The sequence below is a fragment of the Pseudomonas sp. JL23 genome (assembly GCF_056933585.1).
Genome location: NZ_CM167795.1, coordinates 4,530,802 through 4,549,786 on the forward strand (window position 1 = coordinate 4,530,802; position 18,985 = coordinate 4,549,786).

At 60.7% G+C, this 18,985-nt stretch carries 17 protein-coding genes and 1 pseudogene; 5 read left to right on the forward strand and 13 right to left on the reverse strand.

Features of this window, described 5'->3' with window-relative positions; translation table 11 throughout:
- Nucleotides 1-93: 93 nt before the first annotated feature.
- From nanR to AC1Z24_RS20880, 3 genes are read right to left on the reverse strand one after another with little or no spacing between them, the layout of a single operon-like run.
- Nucleotides 94-786 carry a transcriptional regulator NanR gene (gene nanR / locus AC1Z24_RS20870; protein WP_259106210.1) on the reverse strand — a complete coding sequence of 231 codons (693 nt, stop codon included), beginning with the start codon at nucleotides 784-786 and terminating at the stop codon, nucleotides 94-96.
- A gap of 50 nt (nucleotides 787-836) precedes the next feature.
- The gene (locus AC1Z24_RS20875) at nucleotides 837-2,033 is read right to left on the reverse strand and encodes a D-apionate lactonase family protein (protein WP_483742511.1); all 1,197 of its coding nucleotides are present in this window, start codon (nucleotides 2,031-2,033) and stop codon (nucleotides 837-839) included.
- Nucleotides 2,030-2,758: a D-apionate lactonase family protein gene (locus AC1Z24_RS20880; RefSeq protein ID WP_483742512.1), complete on the reverse strand. Its 729-nt coding sequence runs from the start codon at nucleotides 2,756-2,758 to the stop codon at nucleotides 2,030-2,032. The genes AC1Z24_RS20875 and AC1Z24_RS20880 overlap by 4 nt, the downstream gene beginning before the upstream one ends.
- 162 nt (nucleotides 2,759-2,920) lie before the next feature.
- Between AC1Z24_RS20880 and AC1Z24_RS20885 the strand changes: the two genes are divergently transcribed.
- The 4 genes from AC1Z24_RS20885 to AC1Z24_RS20900 are packed head-to-tail and all read left to right on the forward strand — an operon-like array spanning nucleotide 2,921 to nucleotide 7,348.
- A complete protein-coding gene (locus AC1Z24_RS20885; RefSeq protein ID WP_483742513.1) occupies nucleotides 2,921-3,667 on the forward strand; it encodes a DUF2291 family protein in 747 nt (248 codons plus the stop codon).
- 4 nt (nucleotides 3,668-3,671) lie between these two features.
- Nucleotides 3,672-5,252 (forward strand): sugar ABC transporter ATP-binding protein, encoded by a 1,581-nt coding sequence (locus tag AC1Z24_RS20890; RefSeq protein WP_483742514.1) that lies wholly within the window; start codon nucleotides 3,672-3,674, stop codon nucleotides 5,250-5,252.
- Entirely contained in the window at nucleotides 5,249-6,352 is a 1,104-nt protein-coding gene (locus tag AC1Z24_RS20895; protein ID WP_483742515.1) for an ABC transporter permease, read from the forward strand. The genes AC1Z24_RS20890 and AC1Z24_RS20895 overlap by 4 nt, the downstream gene beginning before the upstream one ends.
- 30 nt (nucleotides 6,353-6,382) lie before the next feature.
- Nucleotides 6,383-7,348, forward strand: a complete 966-nt coding sequence (locus AC1Z24_RS20900; protein WP_483742516.1) for a substrate-binding domain-containing protein — start codon at nucleotides 6,383-6,385, stop codon at nucleotides 7,346-7,348.
- A 156-nt stretch (nucleotides 7,349-7,504) separates the two neighbouring features.
- Here the strand turns inward: AC1Z24_RS20900 and AC1Z24_RS20905 are convergent, their stop codons facing one another.
- The 9 genes from AC1Z24_RS20905 to AC1Z24_RS20945 all read right to left on the reverse strand — a co-directional run bounded on the left by AC1Z24_RS20905 (nucleotide 7,505) and on the right by AC1Z24_RS20945 (nucleotide 16,860).
- Nucleotides 7,505-8,542 carry a Gfo/Idh/MocA family protein gene (locus AC1Z24_RS20905; protein ID WP_483742517.1) on the reverse strand — a complete coding sequence of 346 codons (1,038 nt, stop codon included), beginning with the start codon at nucleotides 8,540-8,542 and terminating at the stop codon, nucleotides 7,505-7,507.
- Between the two features lie 88 nt (nucleotides 8,543-8,630).
- Nucleotides 8,631-9,500, reverse strand: coding sequence for a phosphogluconate dehydrogenase C-terminal domain-containing protein (locus tag AC1Z24_RS20910; RefSeq protein ID WP_483742518.1), 870 nt, complete (start codon nucleotides 9,498-9,500; stop codon nucleotides 8,631-8,633).
- Between the two features lie 4 nt (nucleotides 9,501-9,504).
- Complete coding sequence (locus AC1Z24_RS20915) at nucleotides 9,505-10,311, reverse strand: sugar phosphate isomerase/epimerase family protein (protein ID WP_483742519.1); 807 nt, start codon at nucleotides 10,309-10,311, stop codon at nucleotides 9,505-9,507.
- Nucleotides 10,296-11,102, reverse strand: coding sequence for a triose-phosphate isomerase family protein (locus AC1Z24_RS20920; protein ID WP_483742520.1), 807 nt, complete (start codon nucleotides 11,100-11,102; stop codon nucleotides 10,296-10,298). Before AC1Z24_RS20920 ends, AC1Z24_RS20915 begins: the two co-directional genes overlap by 16 nt.
- Before the next feature lie 8 nt (nucleotides 11,103-11,110).
- Nucleotides 11,111-11,581 (reverse strand): ribose-5-phosphate isomerase, encoded by a 471-nt coding sequence (locus AC1Z24_RS20925; RefSeq protein ID WP_483742521.1) that lies wholly within the window; start codon nucleotides 11,579-11,581, stop codon nucleotides 11,111-11,113.
- Nucleotides 11,574-13,337: a dihydroxyacetone kinase family protein gene (locus AC1Z24_RS20930; protein ID WP_483742522.1), complete on the reverse strand. Its 1,764-nt coding sequence runs from the start codon at nucleotides 13,335-13,337 to the stop codon at nucleotides 11,574-11,576. The genes AC1Z24_RS20925 and AC1Z24_RS20930 overlap by 8 nt, the downstream gene beginning before the upstream one ends.
- A 3-nt stretch (nucleotides 13,338-13,340) precedes the next feature.
- Nucleotides 13,341-14,696 (reverse strand): MFS transporter, encoded by a 1,356-nt coding sequence (locus AC1Z24_RS20935; RefSeq protein ID WP_483742523.1) that lies wholly within the window; start codon nucleotides 14,694-14,696, stop codon nucleotides 13,341-13,343.
- 298 nt (nucleotides 14,697-14,994) lie between these two features.
- Nucleotides 14,995-16,014, reverse strand: a complete 1,020-nt coding sequence (locus AC1Z24_RS20940; protein ID WP_483742524.1) for a M10 family metallopeptidase C-terminal domain-containing protein — start codon at nucleotides 16,012-16,014, stop codon at nucleotides 14,995-14,997.
- Between the two features lie 108 nt (nucleotides 16,015-16,122).
- Nucleotides 16,123-16,860 (reverse strand): hypothetical protein, encoded by a 738-nt coding sequence (locus AC1Z24_RS20945; protein ID WP_483742525.1) that lies wholly within the window; start codon nucleotides 16,858-16,860, stop codon nucleotides 16,123-16,125.
- 193 nt (nucleotides 16,861-17,053) lie between these two features.
- Here AC1Z24_RS20945 and AC1Z24_RS20950 point away from each other — a divergent pair.
- Nucleotides 17,054-17,287, forward strand: a pseudogene (locus AC1Z24_RS20950) (acyl carrier protein); the annotation flags it as partial.
- Nucleotides 17,288-17,410: 123 nt separating this feature from the next.
- Here the strand turns inward: AC1Z24_RS20950 and AC1Z24_RS20955 are convergent.
- Nucleotides 17,411-18,907, reverse strand: coding sequence for a GGDEF domain-containing protein (locus tag AC1Z24_RS20955; RefSeq protein ID WP_483746681.1), 1,497 nt, complete (start codon nucleotides 18,905-18,907; stop codon nucleotides 17,411-17,413).
- Nucleotides 18,908-18,985 lie beyond the last annotated feature (78 nt).

Consider the following 18,985-nt stretch of genomic DNA (forward strand, 5'->3'; position numbering starts at 1 on the left):
TCGCGTGGGCCTGCAAGGGGCCACCGCGAAGATTTTGATTGGTCTCAGGAGTGGTCCTGCCCGTGCAAACCCGCGGGCAGGCGTCCCGGCGAACTACTCTTCGCCGCGTTCGACCAGGTGATGGTGCATCGCTTTTTCCGCACCCGCCGGGTCATTGGCCTTGATAAAGCCCAGGATGATTTCGTGCTCTTTGAGCGTCAGCTCACGCCCCTTGAACCGCAGCATGTCTTCGCGATAATCAGCCATCCATTCCAGTATCGCGTGGGAGATTGCGACATAGATGGGGTTGCCGGATATACGGGCAATCTCGGCATGGAACTCCATGTCCGCCGGGATGAACTCATCGGTTTCACGGTATTTGTGCATCTTGGCCAGGGCAGTTTCCAGCCGCACCACATCCGCTGGTGTGGCGTTCTGCGCAGCGATTTTCACCAGGCCCGTTTCGAAGAACTCGCGCGCCTGGCGCAGATGGTCGACATTCTTGGCCGAACTGGAAAGCAGATGCCGCGCCGCCAAATCGATCTGACCGATCATGGAATGCATATCGACGCGGCCGACCTTGGCCCGCTCGCCATGCTGAATGGTGATCATGCCCATGCCCGCCAGGCGCTGCATGGCTTCGCGCACCACAGGACGACCGACACCGAAGCTCTCCATCAACTCGCGCTCGGCAGGCATCTGATCGCCCGGTTGCAGGTTCTCCTCTTCAATCAGGCCGATCAATTGCTCGAAGACGACGTCAGAAAGCTTTTTGCGTTGAATGGTGCGTTTCTTGATCTCTGACATTAATCGACATCTCTTTCGTGAAAGCGTAAATGGCGGCAACGGTAGCGCGATTATAAGCCACACTCAACGTCGCGTCGGCAGTCCAGCTTCAGTACGGCGTAGGGCCCGAGGACCGGCTTGTCCAGCGCTGCGCAAGTAGGCCGGTGAATGAAGCCGGGGTCATGCAGTGCCTGGTCGTAGTGGTCGGCGTCCAGGTGGGTGACGCCAACGATACTCGCCCCGCTCAGTTCGAATGCCTGCTCACTGTCGCTCAGATTAGCCAGCCAGACCTCTACCCCGAGCTCCTCGCCCCAAGCCAGTACGGCGATATCTGCGCTGGAAGCACTGACATTGAGTGCAGTTTTACCGCGCCCCTGATTCAGACCACACAATAGATGAAACGTCGGCCAGTACTCGTTCGCGGCAGCGACGGCAAATGGCTCATTTACCGCCCAAAGCGCCACGGCGTCCGCACCCGCGTGCTGCAAGGCGGCATAGTGCCCCAGAGTCCAGGCGGCGGCGAACTGACTGCGCTGGCGCGGATCGCTGTTGCTGAGGGTCAGGCGTTCACCCTCGGCATTGGCAGTGAGCTGGCCGCCATAAGGGTTGCACCATGCACCAATCGCCGAAGTCGTGATGCGGTAGGGCCTGCCGTGCGCCAGATAACGCGCCGAGCGGACGATATCGCCCAGCGATTCCAAGGATTCCATGACCGAACGATCGTCGGCGGCATGGACGATGGGCGACGTGGCGTGGGTCAGGTAATCGAAGCTGCCGGCGGCGGGCCGACAACGATTGAGCTCAGTGAAGTAGGTCGGCACGCCGCCACCGATCTGATAATGCGGCAGGCATGCGCGCGCCACCGCAGCCACGTCCTGGGGCGTCGGCCCGCTCGGCCATTGGCCGTCGGGTTGGTAGCTGGCGAGGTAGGCCGCAGGGGTCGTCAGGATGCCTTTGGGTTGCCAGGCAGCATTGTCGAGAACGCTGGCCAGTTCCTGCAGTTGAGCCTGTACTGCAGCGTCGCTGACTATCACCAACAGCCAGGCATCGGTGCGGGTGCGCTGGCACAGCAGCAAGGCATCCTGCAATCGCTCCAGAGCATCGTCGCGCCGCAAATCCACCAACAGATCAAGGTGCGCGCCGCCCAGTTGGCGGATCAGAGTCTCGGTGGCGGCGCTGTCTTCGAGGTGGTCGACCCATAGTCCGTGCCCCAGGGCTGGCGGCGGGTGGCTACAGGGTTCACCGATAACGATGCGTGTCGGATTCATGGCTGACTCCCCTGCTGACGCCGCACGTGCAGCTCGATGCCCTGCTCGACGCACTGGCCCGCCTCGATGACATAAGGGCATGGCCACGCCAGCGGCCGGTTATAAGTCTTGAACGAGGCATCGGACCAATTGCGCTGATCCTCCATCTCAAACACATCACCGCTCAGGCGCCACTCCAGGGTCAACCCTGGCATCGGTGAGTGCACCAGACCCTGGATATCGAAAAACGGCTGGCTCGGGCTGATCAGGTCCGCAAAGGCGCCGTCCTGGGATCGCCCATCACTGTGAATCACCGTGACCGGCGCGCCCACTACCCCATGCAGAGGGTGCAAGAGCGTCAACCCGGCACGGCAGGTCGGGAAATCGCGATGGGCACGCAGCTCAGTCCTGATGGACAGTCCTTCGTCACAAACCGCCATCTCCAACTGCCATTCCAGCGCCGACTCTTCACCGTTCGTCGCCACGCTGCCCTGCACCTTTTGCCACCAGTGACCGGCTTCAAGCCCGGTCTGGCAATGGTGCTCCAATAGCCTGTGCGTACCCCAGAATCCGTCACGAATGACCAATCCGACGCTACGCAGGATCTCCCGTCCGTCGGCACGCAGGCGGCGCAACTGAGCGCCCTGGGCAAGAAAATCCAGCCTGCCCACCTGGGTGAACAGCTCCTCGGGACGTGGCTGCAACGTGCCATAGAGGCGGTAATCCAGGGCTTGGGACGGGGTCATCAAGGACACTCCTGTTGTTGTTATGGATGACAGCAAATTAGACCGGACTAGCCTTCAGCGTCGAAAAAAGACGCTATCTTGAACTGGTATGATGATGATATATAGTGATGACTGAACCTCCTGACAAGTACAAAAAAACGCCATAAGGCGAGGAGAATCTGCATGAGCTTGACTGTATCCGGCAAACCGTCGGTTTTTTTCCGCGGCCTGCCCGCAATCGCCATCGTCGGCGTCGTCGTTGCGGTATGGGCAGCAACGACTCTGATCGGTGCCCCGCTCATCACCTTGCGCCCGTTGGATCCGGCTACCGGCCGGGTTGTCTTCAATACTGCGCAAAGCGCCAACGCCCAAGGGCAGAACCAAAAGTTCGCCATCAACAGCTTCAACGCCGAACAGTACGTCGAACAGCAATGGGCCAGCGACGTGCAACCGATGTTGGACAAGCATATGGTCGACCTGACACCGGTACTGGCCGCCATCGCCGCAAACCCGGCCGACGCGGCCAGCCGTTACGCCGTCAACCATGACGGCAGCAGCAAAAACTTCGTGGTCAGTGGCAACGCACGGGTCGCCGAGGCCAATCTCAAGTCGCCCATGGGTCTGTTGACCCTGGAGTTTCCCGATCATCCCGAGCTGGCTCAGCAGAAGATTCAACTGCTGACCGGGCCGCTGGTGATCAGCACGGTGCTGCGCGACGTGGCCAGCAATATGTCGCTGAACGCCTTTACCAATCAGACCCAATACGCCGACGTTGCCGCCGCCCTGAACAAGCAGGCCCTGGCGCGCACCTATGGCAAGGCCACCGCCGCCAGCCTGCTGGGCAAGACCATCAGTTTCGTCGGCGTGTTCAACCTGCAATCCCCCACATCGATTCGCGTCATGCCCGTCAGCCTGACGGTGAAGGAGTAACCGGATGAATGCTTTTTCCTCCGGTGCGCCCCTGGCCATGCGTGCCCGGCAGATCCGCAAGGTGTATCAGGGCACTACCGCGCTCAAGGGCGTGGATTTCGACGTGGTACACGGCAAGGTCAATGTGTTGATCGGCGAGAACGGTGCCGGCAAGTCAACATTGATGAAAATCCTCGCCGGCATCGAGCAGCCGACCTCCGGGCAGCTGTTTGCCGGTGACGAGAGCCTGACCCTGGACAATCCCCGCCAGGCCATGGCGTTGGGAATCGGCATCGTCCATCAGGAACTCAACCTGTGCCCCAACCTCAGCGTTGCCGAGAACATGTTCATTGGCAAGGAACGGCGCAGCCGTTTCGGCAGGCTGCTATTGGGCGAACAACGCAAGCTGGCCCACGCTACCCTGCAGCGCATGGGCCAGGATATCGACGTCGATGCCCTGGTACAGGACCTGAGCATCGGCAAGCGGCAGATTATCGAGATTGCCAAGGTGCTGGTCAGCGATGTACAGGTGCTGATCCTCGACGAGCCGACTTCTTCGCTCAGCGAGGCGGAGGTCGGCATCCTTTTCTCCCTGATTGCCGACCTCAAGCGCCAGGGCGTTTCGATCATCTACATCTCCCACCGCCTGGAAGAACTGATCGAGATCGGTGACCACTTCACCGTGTTGCGCGACGGCAATCTGGTGGGCACCGGCATGCGCGGCAGCGTGACCATCGACTGGTTGGTGGAGCGCATGATCGGCAGCCAGATGAGCACTGAACTGCGGGCCGCAAGGGATCCAGGCGAGCAGGAGGAAGCCCGGGAGGTACTGCGGGTGACCGATCTGGAAGTCGCCAGCGAGCGCGGTTCGCTGCTGTTGAACAAGGTCTCGTTCAGCGTGCGTCGCGGCGAGATTGTCGCCTTCTACGGGCTGATGGGCGCCGGCCGCACCGAGTTGTTCGAAACCCTGATCGGACTGCGTCAGGCCATCGGCGGCCGTATCGAACTCAACGGCCAGGTGCTGCCGCTGCGCCAGGACATCGCCGGACGCATCCGCGCCGGTATCGCGCTGGTACCGGAGGACCGGCAAAAACTCGGCCTGGTCACCAGCGCGAGCGTGCGCGACAACCTGCTGCTGGCCAACCTGCTGCGCTATCGGCGTGCCGATGGCCTGGCCCGCCAGCCCATGGACGCTGACGTGGCGCGGATGATCCGGGAACTGCACATCAAGACCGAGCATTCAGGCATCGCCATTTCGTCGTTGTCCGGCGGCAACCAGCAGAAGGTCGTGGTGGGCAAGAACCTGCTCACCGAACCCCATGTCCTGCTGCTCGATGAGCCGACCCGGGGTATCGATATCAAGGCTCGTCGCGAGCTGTTCGAAGTGCTGGACCGCCTGGCCAAGAGCGGTCTGACCATTCTCTACGCCTCCAGCGACCTGGGCGAAATCATCGGTGGCGCCGACCGCGCACTGGTGATGTGCCAGGGCCGTATCACCGCCAGCGTCAGCCGCCAGCAACTGGATGAACCGACACTGGTGGGCTGGTCGCAAGTCTCGCGCAAGGAGCCGACAACCCAGGCACCCCTTCAGAAGGAAATCGCATGATGGCCGAATCACTGTCCCTGCCTGCCCGCAAATCCCCGTCCCTGAGCATGCGTTCATTACCGCTGCTGCTACTGCGTCTGCGCGCCTACCTGGCCCTGGTCCTGTTGATCATCCTGTTCTCGTCTATAGCCCCTTCGTTCCTGTCGGCCCGCAATCTGGTCATCGTCGCCGAGCAAGTGGCGGTGTTCGCCATCCTCGGCATCGGCATGACCTTCGTGATTCTCGCGGCCGGGATTGATCTGTCGGTCGGCGCCGTGGCCGGACTGGCGGCGATGGTCGCCGGTTATCTGATCAGCGAAGGACTGCGCCTGCCGTGGCTGGGGGTGTCGGCCTTCTTCAGCATTCCCATGGTGTGCATCCTCAGCCTGGCTCTGGGCACCCTGGTCGGCGCGATCAATGGCTGGTTCATCACCCGGCTCAAGGTCACGCCGTTCATCATGACCCTGGGCATGCTGTACATGGCTCGCGGCGCCGCACAACTGGTCTCCGGCGGCGCGACCTACGGTGACCTGACCGGCCAGGCCGAGCTGCACAACGGTGGTTTCCTCCTGCTCGGCACCGCACGGGTACTGTCGGTGCCGGTGTCGATCTGGCTGATGCTGATCCTGACCCTGGTGGCCGTTTACATCAGCCGCAAGACGGTATTTGGCCGCCAGGTGTTCGCCATCGGCGGCAATGAGCGCGCGGCCGAACTGTCGGGAGTACGGGTCAGTCGGGTGAAAATGGGCACCTATGCCATTTCCGGATTCTGCGCCGCCCTGGCCGGGCTGATCATCGCCTCGCGCCTGGGCGCCGCCAACCCGGCCATCGCCACCTCCTACGAACTCAATGCCATCGCCGTGGTGGTCCTTGGTGGCGCCTCGCTGTTCGGCGGCGTCGGCACCATCGGCGGCACGCTGATCGGTGCTTTTGTGCTCGGGGTATTGAGCAACGGCATGGTGCTGGTGGGCATTTCAGACTTCTGGCAGACCGTTATTACCGGCGCGGTGATCGTGCTGGCGGTGGTGGTCGATCAGTTGCAACGCCGTGTCGAAAAATCCAGTGCGGAGCGTCAGGCCAAGGCTCAGGAAGACCGAGGCTCACCGACGACTGCCGCGTGATTTTTACTCCATAGAGGGATGACTAAAACAATGAAAAGACTCTTCTCCTGCAAGCTGCTTTCTCTGGCGGTATTGTCCGCCTCGCTCCTGCCCCTGGCCGCGTCGGCAGCCGATTTCAAACCGGCCGATCATCTGATCGTGATCATCACGCCGTCCCATAGCAACGCGTTCTACAAGGCCGAATCCGACACCGCCGAAGCCGCCGCGAAAAAGCTCGGCTACAAGACCAACGCCCTGGTCCATCAGGACGATCCGGATATCCAGTTGCGTCTGGTACAAACCGCCATCGGCGACAACGCCTCGGCGATCATTCTCGATAACGCCGGCTCCGACTCCTCCATCGCGGCGGTCAAGCGAGCCCAGGAAGCCAAGATCCCGGTGTTTCTCATTGATCGCGAAGTCAACGCCAACGGCATCGCCACGGCGCAGATCGTCTCCAACAACTCGCAATGTGCGACCTCGGTGGCCGAATACTTCGCTGATCAGGTCGGTTACAAGGGCGAGTATGTGGAATTGATCGGACGCAGTTCGGACGTCAACGCCCATGTGCGTTCGGAAGGTTTTCACCGGGTGCTTGATCAGATCCCGGACCTGAAAATGGTTTCCCAGCAATCGGCCAACTGGGACCAGACCCAGGGCTACAACGTCATGCAATCGATCATCCAGGCCAACCCGAATATCGTCGGCGTGCTGGCCGGTAACGACACCATGGCCCTCGGCGCCGCAGCGGCGTTGAGGAATGCGGGCAAGAGCGACGTCAAAGTGGTCGGCATCGACGGCAACCCCGATGTCGTCCGGCAGATTGCCGCAGATGGCCCGATCATCGCGACCGGCTTGCAGCAGGCGACTCAGATGGCCGCCATGGCCATGGAACAGGCCGACCACTTCCTGCGCACCGGCAAGTCCGACAAGCCGGAGAAACAGTCAGTGGACTGTGTGATGGTGTCCAAGGACAACAGCAAGCAAGTGCGCGAAGGCGGCTTTGGCATGCGCTAGGGTTTAAATAATGTATGGAAGATACACCAGGTGGGACCGGCTTTAGCCGGGAAGGCTTGGGCAGGATCGATTCAGGTCTATCGCCTGCACTGCCCTCTTCCCGGCTGAAGCCGGTCCCACAACAAGCCACCTTAAGTATCATTGCTGGCCTGCCAGTCAACGCCTGACAGGCACCACGGTCATACCCTTGGCCGCCGACTCATACGCTGCGTCCACCAACGCCTGGGTATTGAAGTTGTCCGCGCCGCAAGTCTCCGATGCTTGCCCGCGCAGGCGGTTGCTCAGCCACTCGCGCTGCAGGCGCAGCACGCTTTCCTGGATGGGAAACCACGGCGCATCGCTCCAGGCTGGAGCGAGCGGGGCAACGTCGAGGGTTTCGACACGGCCGTGGGCATCGTGGATCTGCAAACGAAAATCGGCCAGCAGACGCAATGAACCGCGATCACCATCCACCTCGATCAGGCTTTGCGGGAAGGGATCGTTGGCCAGCCGCGTGGCGTAGCTGAAATCCACCACACTGGTGACGCCCTGTTCGTGGGCGAGCATGACCGTGGCGACGTCCTCACCGGCAATGGCCGGATTGATTCGCCGCGTCTCGCAGGTCAGGCGGGCGACGTCACCAAACAACGCCCGGGCAATGTCCAGCACATGCACGCCGAGGTCTTCGATGATGAAGCGCGGCGTCCTGGCCAGATAAGGCTGCAAACGGTAGACATCGAAGCCGCTGCGAAAACTCACCCGGCCAAAAAACGGCGTGCCGATCACCCCATTGCGCAGGTGCTCGATGGTGGCCCGTACCGGCGCCTGCCAACGGAAGTTTTCGTGCACGGTGAGCCCGACATTGTGTTCTGCACAGGCGTCGATCATCAGCCGGGCATCGTCCAGGGTCGCCGCGAATGGCTTCTGGCAAATGATATCGACCCCTGCCCGCGCGCCCAGCAGCACCAGCGGTTTGTGCGCCGAGGTCGGCGTGGCGATGTCGATGAAATCCAGTTCCAGCTCGCGCAGCATGATCTGCGCGTCGCTGAAGGTCCCTGCCTCGGGGGCGTACCTGGCAAATTCGGCGAGCCGTTCAGGGTCGCTATCGCACAGGGCGACGATGTCTACGCCGTCCAGATCCTGCCAGGCACGCAGTTGGTTGAGGGCGAAAAAACCGCAACCGATCAGCGCGCCCCGCAGCGGTTTACTCTCCATGATCAATCTCCCTGGCTGCACACATAAAAAGACGCCCGCAGGTGCTGCCACCCCCGGACGCCAAAAAGTAGCCGATTTTGCGTACCGATCAAGCCGCGTCGGCTTTGCGCACCGCGTCGATCTTCAGCATGCGGGCAATGATCAGGTCGAGTTCTTTCTCATCGAAGATCTTCTTCCAGTCGGGCTTGATGATCTGCTCGCGACCATACTCCATGGCGATCATGCAGGCATCGGAGAACGGGTTGGTGCTGCGGAACGACACCGCCAGGGCAATCTGGATATGCCCGTAGAGCATGGCCTTGGCCGCCGCCTCGGGTACGCCGATACGGTTGATGGTCTCGTCCAGCGCTTCCTTCATGAAGCTGCCGACCATACAGGCGACGGTCTCGACCAGGGTAGGTTCGAGATAGGCCAATTGCTTGACCGTCACCCAGTGCACCACGCCGACCGGGCCGTACATCACGGCGATGATATTGGCCAGTTCCGAACGCTGCTTGTCGTTGCCGCTCTCGAACGCCGCGCAGACGTCCTGCACCGCAGCATTACCGCCAAAGGCATCGGCATGCTCTTCCTTGGTGTAGCGCTCCAGGAACACCGAAGGATGGCAAGGGTGGGCCACCGCCTGATGAATGCCGTCGCGCTGGGCCAGCAGCCCGGCATAGGACGCGGCGGGGTCGAGGGTCAGCAGGATCGCGCCATTCTTCATTTGCGGCACCACCTGGGCGGACACCGTTTCCAGCGCCACATCCGGCACCGCAAGGATCACCACATCAGCCTGGGGCACTACATCATTGGTCGCCGATAGGGTTCGGCCGGTGGCGAGGATCTGCTCCTGGGCCTTGGGCGAGTTTTCGCAGTAGGTCACGCTGTAGTGGCTGCCCTGCAGGTTGTTGGAAATGCGCATGCCCATCTTGCCGCCGGCACCCACAATCGCAATTTTTTTGAGTTCGTATGTCATGGGGTCACTCCTCGGTTTGTCTTGTAGTGAGGTAATTCAGGTTATGGCGAGTCCACTGGTCTTCGAGCGCGCAGGTGCTCGCCGCATCGAGCTGCCAGGGCAGCCAGTGTTCGATGATCTGATTGATATGCCGCGTGTCGGGTCGCACCTTGCCGCGCATGTAGGCGTAATCCAGCAGGCCTTCGCCCAAGGGGCAGCCAGCGAAGGTGAAGCCGACCCAGCCGTCGCGCCGTGAAAAGGCGAAGTCCTTGACGTGCAGGTTGAGCACCCGTTCAGCGGTCATGTCGATGACGTCCGTGGGGTTCTCCAGCGCGGCGACGCAGTTGCCGGGGTCCAGGCAGATGCCCAGCCAGGGACTGTCGATGCGCTCGATCACGTCCAGAACCCGGCGGGTCGGCACTTGTTCGTAGGTTTCCAGGGCCAGCTTCACGTCCTGTTCGACAAACTGCGGCATCACCGTTTGCAGCAGGGCCAGGGCCTGATCGGACGTTGGTTTCAGGCTGTTGCTGTTGAACATGCTGCGAATCAGGCGCACCCCGAGAATCTCGGCGAACCCGAGGTATTTGCGCAGATGTTCGGTGTCCAGGCCGCGCGTGCCCAGCTCCAGCACCAGCCCGAGGTCATCGGCCTGACGCTTGAGGTCGAGCAGTTCGCTGACGCCGAATGCCTCGATGGCCTTGAAGTCGCAGATCTGGAAAACACCGGCACCCAGTTCGGCGGTCTGTTGCAGCATCTGCGGCAGATCCAGCGGATGCGGCACTCGCTCGCTGGCACGCCAAAAGAACGAATAGGTACTCAGGCCGATTGCCATTGGACGCCCTCCTCGCTGCGGACCGGCGCGGCGGCACACAGACTGCCCGCCTCCTTGAGAATCGATTGAAAAGCCAGCGGATCATGGGCGAAACGTCCCAGGAACAGCCCATCGACCTGGCCATCGAGCTGGCTCAGCAGACCGGGCCCGGCGCTGCCGCCGTAGATCACCCGGATACTCGAGTCATCCAGAGCGTCGCGCAGGCCTTGGCAAACCTCGCCGATAAAATGCGCAGACGCCGGTTGCGCCGCACCGATGGCCCATTGCGGTTCGTAGGCCAGGATCAGTTCACCACTAAGCCCGCTGCGTCGCGCGGCTGCCAGAGAGGAATCCAGTTGCTGGCGACAGACCTGCACGGCCTCGCTCACGCCCATTGGGCGCTCCTCACCCAGGCACAGCACCGGTGTCAGGCCATTGCGCCAGGCGGCAGCGGTCTTGTCAGCGATCTGCCGGTCGGTCTCGGCAAAATGGCGACGACGCTCGGCATGGCCGATTTCGACAACGCCACAGCCCATCTCCCGCAACATTTTTGGGCTGACTTCGCCGGTATAAGCACCCTCGTCTTCCCAGAACAGATTCTGTGCACCCACCTGGGCTAGGCCGTCGAATATCTCCAATACCGGCGCCAGGGTCGGATAGCTGGGAATGATGAACACCTCGATCGCGCCGCTACGCACATCGGCATTGGCCGCCAGCTGCGCGGCAATGGCCTGGCACCAGTCGAGGGTGCGGCGGTAGCCGAAGTACATCTTCAGGCTGACGCCCAGCGTCACCACCGGTCTGCTCAGCACGGCCCTGTTCATCGCGCGCTGACTCGCTCGTAATCGGTCAGGGTCTGCACCTTTTGCGCCGACGCCGAGTGCTCATCGAAACGGTAGGTCAGCCACTCCTTGAGCAGGCGTCGAGCCAGTTCGATGCCGATGACCCGCTGGCCGAACGTCAGGACCTGGGAGTTATTGCTGAGCACCGCACGCTCTACGGAAAAGCTGTCATGGGCCGTCACCGCGCGTACGCCCGGGACCTTGTTGGCCGAAATCGCCATGCCAAGACCCGTGCCGCAGATCAGCAGCGCCCGGTCCGCCGCCCCCGAGGCGACCCTTTCCGCCGCGGCAATGGCCACCAGCGGATAGGCCGTATGGCTCTGGCTGTCGACGCCGACGTCTTCGATCAGCTCGACGTCCGCATAGCCCAGCAGATCGCGCTTGAGCGCTTCCTTGTATTCATAACCGGCGTCATCCGAGCCGATGACGATGCGCAAAATGTCACTCATGAACAGTCTCCTCAATGCGGCGGGGAGCCAGGGTGCCGGTCCACAGGACGGGCTCGATGGCATTGATGATCAGGGCAAGCGATACCGCGCCTGCGTCCGGGGTACCGAGGCTTTTTTCCGCCAGGGGCCGGGCGCGACCGATGCGCGGGCGCAGTTGGGCCGTGGCAGTGGCGGCAGCGCTGGCGACCTGTGCCGCGATGCGCCAGGCCTGATGCAACTCAAGGCCCTGCCCGGCCGCTTCACTCAGTGCCGCGCTGAACGGCACCAGTACGTCGACCATGGTTTTATCGCCGACCTGCGCCTTGCCGAAATGCTGAATGCCGTCGCTGGCCCGGCGAATGCCGTCAGCCACCGAGATCGCGTCCGGCTCCAGACGATCTCCCAGCGAGGTCCCCAAAGCAGTCAGCAACACCCCCCAGATGGCGCCGGAAGTACCGCCCGCCTCGTCGGCCCAGGCGTCAGCGGCAAAGCGCAGCAAGGTGCCGACACCCGCATTCAAGGCCAGTGCCTCACGGGCCTTGCCGACAGCGGCGATGATCCCGCGCTGCATGCCGATGCCATGGTCGCCATCACCGGCCACCGCATCGATGCGGCCCAGTTCATCGGCCTGCTCCACCACTACGCGCTGCATCGCCTCCAGAGCCTGCATCACACAGTGCGCAGAACGCCGGGATTTGGCGCTGGCGGGCGGTATCACCTGTTGTTCGGTGAACCGGGTAGCGTCTTCGATCTCTGGTTGGGCAATTTGCAGGGAGCCCTTGCGGTAGGCGGGCGTCAAAGTGGGCGCACACCAGAATGCTTCCAGTTCGGCGTCCAGCCAGCACAGAGTCAGGGACAGCCCGGCCATATCAAAACTGGTGACCAGCTCGCCGACCTCGGGCTCGACCACGGTCAACCCGGCGGCATCGAGCAGTTGGGCGATTCGCCGATAGAGCACGAACAGCTCTTCGTACTTGATGCTGCCCAGGCCATTGAGGATGACTGCGACACGCTGACCTGCCGCTTGCGTGATGCCATCCGGCAACTCACTGAGCAAGGACGAAACCAGGGTCTGCGCCAGCTCATCGGCGCTTGGCACCGCGCCCTCGCTGATGCCTGGCTCGCCATGGATGCCCATGCCCAGGGCCATGCGGCCCTTTGGCACATCGAACAACGGATGTTCGGCGCCCGGCAGCGTGCAACCGGAGAACGCCACGCCCAGGGAGCGGGTCCGGGCATTGGCGTGACGAGCAACCCGCACCACCTCGGTAAAATCGTATCCGGCTTCACTGGAGGCCGCCGCGACCTTGAACACCACCAGGTCACCGGCAATGCCCCGCCGCTTGTGGCGTTCATCAATGGCGGCACTGGAAATGTCGTCGGTGACCGCGATCACTTCGCAAGGGATGCCTTCGGCATTGAGCCGGTCCTTGGCCAGACCAAAATGCAACACGTCACCGGCATAGTTGCCGTACCCCAGCAACACGCCGCCGCCCTTTTGCGCGGTACGGGCGATGCCGTAGATCTGCTGCGCGGAGGGTGAAGCGAACAGATTGCCCATGACCGCCGCATGGGCCAGCCCCTGACCCACCAGACCGGCGAACGCGGGATAGTGCCCCGAGCCGCCGCCTATCACCACCGCCACTTCGCCGGGTTTGTACTGGGTGCTGCGTATCACGCCACCGGGCACTTGACGCACCTTGTCGCGGTGCGCGGCAACGAATCCTTCAAGCAGCTCACTGGCGAAGGCAGAAGGTTGATTGAACAAACGGGTCATTTCTTATTCTCCCTGGAAGGCCCGAGGCGGCACGCCCATCGGTTTGGCTTCGACCTGAGGCCGACGGGCGCCAAGGGCGACCATCAACACGGCGGACATCAGCATCAGGCCGCCGACCACCATCATCGGAACCGAATAACTGCCGGTGTAATCCTTGAGTGCGCCGGTCACGAAGCCCGCAGAAAAACCGGCGACATTGCCGACGGTGTTGATCAGCGCCACGGCAGCCGCCGCAGACGCGCCGGTGAGGAACTGGGTAGGCAGCGTCCAGAAATTGGGCAGCGCGGCGAAGATCGAACAGGCGGTGATGGTGATCACCGCGACGGTAGCGGTCGGCGAACCCATATACAGCGCCAGGGGGATACTCACCGCGCCGGTCAGGGCTGGCAGCGCAATGTGCCAGGTACGGCAACCACGCCGGGTCGCATCGCGGGACCACAGGTACAGCGCCACAGCCGCCGGCAGATACGGGATCGCGGTAATCAGGCCCTTCTCGAAGACGCTGAACGTGGTGCCGAACTGCGCCTGGAAGCCACCGATGATGGTGGGCAGGAAGAACGACAGCGCGTACAGCCCGTAGATGAAGCCGAAGTAGATCAGGCAAAGCATCCATACCCGGCCGTTGAGCATGGCCGCGCCGACACCGATATGGTGCTTGCTGTTGGCTGACTCGCTGTGCTCGCGATCCAGTTCGCCGATCAACCAGGCCTTTTCTTCGCCACTCAACCACTTGGCCTGAGAAGGATGATCGACCAGATAGAACCAGGCGATCAGGCCGACGGCGATGGCAGGCAATGACACGCCGAGAAACATCACACGCCAGCCGGACAGGCCGAACAGACCGTCATGACCAATCAGCCAGGCTGCCAGTGGTGCACCGATGACAATGGTCAGCGGTTGCGCGAGGTAGAACAGCGCGAGGATCTTGCTGCGATAACGCGCCGGCACCCACAGGCTGAGAAACAGGATCGCCCCCGGAAAGAAACCGGCTTCGGCGATGCCGAGCAACAGGCGCAGGGTGTACAGGCCTTCGACACTGCTGACCCAGGTGAACAGCAACGAAACGATGCCCCAGGACACCATGATCCGCGCCAGCCACTTGCGGGCGCCGAACTTGTGCAACGCCAGGTTGCTTGGCACCTCAAGCAGGATGTAGCCGATGAAGAAGATCCCCGAGGCCAGGCCGAATTGAGCGATGGTCAGGCCCAGGTCCTGGGTCATGCCATTGGGACCGGCAAATGAGATCGCCGTGCGGTCGAGGAAATTGATGAAAAACATGAGCGCCACGAATGGCACAAGGCGTAGGGAAATGCTGCGAATGGCCGATTGCTCGACCCGGGAAGCGGAGCTGTCATGCATGGCGTTTCTCCGACTCACCTACAGGCTCCAAGAGCTGGTGTGATGAGATGATGTTCTTATTGGGGCCACTGAAAGGCAGCGATCCAGACCTGGGCTTGGCGTCACTAGGCAGGCGTTAAGCTTGGTTAAGTTCTAGCATGGGCTTTTTCATTTGTATACTGGGATGATGGTATGATCTCTTAACTTATTCACAACCTAACCCCGCTCCAATCCCCGGAGGCCCTATCTAGAGCCCCCGGACCGAAGCCTGACCGTGTATCGGCATTTTAAATTTATGCAGCGCGTTTAGAACAAATGGTCAGACTGCTTCAGGTGGGGCCGGGACCAGCCCGATGAGTTCGATCTCGTTCTCGATGACCGCAGTGGTCTGGTTACTGTCAAAAATCACGCTGCCTGCGCTGAGCGCTTTGCGCACATCACCGGTGAAAAGAATTTCAAAGCTATGCCCTTCGGCATCCGGGTCCAGTGATTTGAGGGAAGTCTGCGTTCCAGCGGCATTGACGCTGAGCTTCAGCGTGCCATCGTGACCGTCACCCAGGCCGGTGAAACCCAGCATGGACAGGTCAATCAAATCGCCCTCGGCGGCATGGAAGTCAGTGATCAGGTCGCGGTGGGTGACATCGGCGTCGACCCGAAAACTGTCGGCTACGGTGGCGAAGAAGAACGTGTCCGCGCCACTGCCGCCTGTGAGCGTATCGCCATCCAGACCGCCGACGATACGGTCATCTGCGCCTGCGCCGTTGAGCACATCGCGACCCATTTGCCCCGACAGGGTTTCCTGGCCCTTATCGGTGCCGGTCAGGACGTCGTCGAATTGGTCACGCTCCTCGAGATTCCAGAAGTTGGCATCGGTAAGCGTGGTGCGGTAATCACCCTGCAGGGCGACCTGGAAGTACTTGAGGTCTTCGCCGGGAATATAGTCATGCTCATAGCTGCGCAAGTAGGTACGGTCCAGCGCCTCGTTGTACACAAGATCAACTTTCCCGCCATAACCATGACCCATTCCGTCCAGGCCGATACTTGTCAGATCAAGCGTGTCATGGGCTGGATCGAACCCCACGATCAAATCGCTATGACCGCCGGTGCTGTCGGAATAACTGTCGCTCTCACTGGTAAAGCGAAAGGTATCGTCCTGACTGCCGGCAATCAGTCGGTCGTTGCCGGCACCGCCGATCAACAGGCTGACACCCTCGCCCTCGCCTGCTGTAAGCACGTCGTTACCGGCGTTTGCGTAAATAATATTATTGCCTTCGACACCGTCGATGACATCGCTTTTAGTTGTGCCGTACCAGTCGGTGCGTTGGGTGAGCGATGGCATACTGCCCCCTTTTTTATTCGATGATTATTGAAGGGAAACAAGGCTAGAACAGTACCGGGATATGACCAGGCATACTGGATAAGCGGTACTATTCACAACTACACGATGCTACTGCACCGGCAGGAAGTTCATCAGCAACAAACTTTGCGCGTAATTAAGGCCAATGCGCCGGTAACGCTCATCGAGAATCTGCGCAAGCAGATCGAGGCGCGCGACGATCTTGCCAAACTCCACGGCGAAACTGAGATTGCTGCCCTGCTCCGATATTTCGTTGGAAAACAGCATCAACGAACCATTGGCATCCTGGCGCTGGCTGAGCAACCAGGTGGCTTTTTCTATATTGCGCGCGGCATTGCTGACAAACTGCGGATTGATCGAGTCAGTCATATAAAACTGTGTGCGCCCGCCATGAGCCGTCACCAACATGCTGCCAATCGCATAGATAAAAGCGCCAACCCGATCACCACGAAACTCCGGACTCAAGGAATAACTCAAGGCCGCCAGATCACGCCGATCGCCCAGCGCAGGCAGCGCCTGACGCTGCTCAATCGCCCGACGAATCTCCCGGGCAGCCGTCACCGCATCGGTATACCCCGACAACCGCCACTGATTCGGGTTGCGCAGATACAGCTTGTTCATCAGCAGATACAGGCTCTGCAGATTGTCGTGCATGCCCAAAGTCGCCACGCGATCCACCGTGGTCTGGAAAAACTCATCGGGTTTGCCATTGCTGAACTGCCGGGCAATGTCACGGCCGTCTTGTTGGGTGCAGGCTGTGGCACTGAGCACCAAGAGTACCGCCAGCGTTAGCGTCCGAGGTATATGAACAGGTGATCTTCGATCCATCGGCAGGCAATCTGACTCTTGCGTCCACGCCAGGGGCGGTGTGGTTGTGACAGAGATAGATCAGGGAAATGGCAGAAAGTGCGGCGCGCAGGCTGATTTACGAGTCAAACCTAGCATTTCTGACAGTTGTCGCGGTGGGTAATCAGGGGGAACATTGCGAGGCGTGTATTGACGAAGCAAGGCGAGGTGCACCATGGCAAGCGTGTTTGACATACTCAAATCAATTATTGTCGATAAGCTGAATGTCGATGAATCAAAAGTCACCAAGGAAGCGAGTTTCTCCACAGATCTGGGCGCCAACTCGCTTGATCAAGTTGAGCTCGTGATGGCAATCGAGGAGGAATTCAATATTCATATACCTGATGAAGAAGTTGAGCAAATACCGACTGTAGGACAAACCTTTGATTATATTGTAAAAAAATCGGGCAATCCTAGTTGCCCAAGACGGGATAAAATCGGCAGTATTCAAACCCCGCGTCAGTCAACGACTGATGGCCTGCTTCCGGGGATTATGCCAAGCGCTTTACCCGCAAGTACCCATTTCGCCTGATCAATGGCGGTATCGATTGCGACCCGCCGCTTTCGCCCTGTATAGCGCCTGATCGGCGGCTTCGATAAAAGCAAGTATCCGCTCTAACTGCGGACCTGCCGCCGTGGCAATACCGATACTCACTGTCACGCGCGCGAAGGGGCTGTTCGGGTGTGTAATGTTTTCCTGCTGCAAGCGGTCGATAATAACTTGCGCTACCGCCGCAGCACCTTCGCTATCGGTCGCAGGCATGATGATTGCCATTTCCTCACCACCATAACGCGCCAGCAGATCCGAAGGGCGTCGCACGCAGGTACGCAATAGCTTGCTCACCGCCTGCAAGCAGGCGTCGCCGGCAACGTGGCCGAGGGCATCATTGAACAGTTTGAAATGGTCGATATCGATCATCAGCAAGGCCAGAGTTGAACTGTCGCGCTGTGCCCGGCGCGCTTCCACGGCCAGAGTGTCATCGAAACAGCGCCGGTTTGCCAGGCCGGTCAGCGCGTCCATCGTCGCCAATAACTCCAGTTGTCGGTTGGAATCAAGCAACTGTTGCTGGGTGACATGCAATGCCTCTTCCGCCAGGGTTCGCCGACGTATATCCACGAGCAGGAACCAGCCAATCAGCCCGGTCAATCCCAGCAGCCCCGTCACCACCACCGCCGACAGCAATGCCTCGATACGCCATGCGGCGAGGGCTTCATCCTTGCCCAGCGCAACGGTAGTTATCAGTGGCAAGGTTTCGCTTTTGCGGAAAGCATAAAGCCGCTCCACGCCGTCCAGACTGGAGGTGAACGAGGCGGTGCCGACTGTTTGATCGACGAGATACTTGGCGTAAATTGGCGTTTGGGAAAAGTTGCGCGCCATGTCCTGTTCGCGAAAGGGATAGCGCACCAGCAGCGTGCCATCGGTGAAGGACAAGCCGATTGCGCCATCCTGTCCTACATCGAGTTTACCGAACACGCGCAGGAAGTTTTCCACGCCCAGCGTCACGGCCACCACCCCGGCGAACTCGCCTCGGACATCATTGAAACGGCGGCTGATGGTGACCACCCACTGCCGATTCGAACGGCTCTGGATCGGCGGGCCAATAAACGGCTCACGGTCGGGATTGTCACGATGATGAGTGAAATAGGCACGATCGCGGCTGTTGGCACCCGCCGGGATCGGCCGGTTGGAGGACATCAGCCAATGACCCTGATTGTCATAGACAGTGATACCACTGAGTTGCGGCATCAGTGGCTGCTGCCTGTCAATCAGCGCACGGATTCGCTGGATTTGCACGGGGCCACTGCCTTCGTTTTCCAGGCGCTCGACAAGCCCGAGCAACAGCAGCGAGCTTTGCCGGACGATGCCTTCAGTGTAAGTGCCAAGCGCCTGAGTCAGGTTCAGGCCATGAACGTTCACCTCCGCCAGCGCTCGGTCGCGGGACGAGAGGACTTTCCAGATCGTCAGTGAAGTCAGGGAACAGCCGATCACAAACAGCAAGAGTATTACAAGGCGGGTATCACGCTTCAAGTCAGCACCATAAGGAAGTCCGGTTTCCATTCCAGCCATCATTCGAACGTCGGCACTCACTGCGGCCACGTTTTTCGC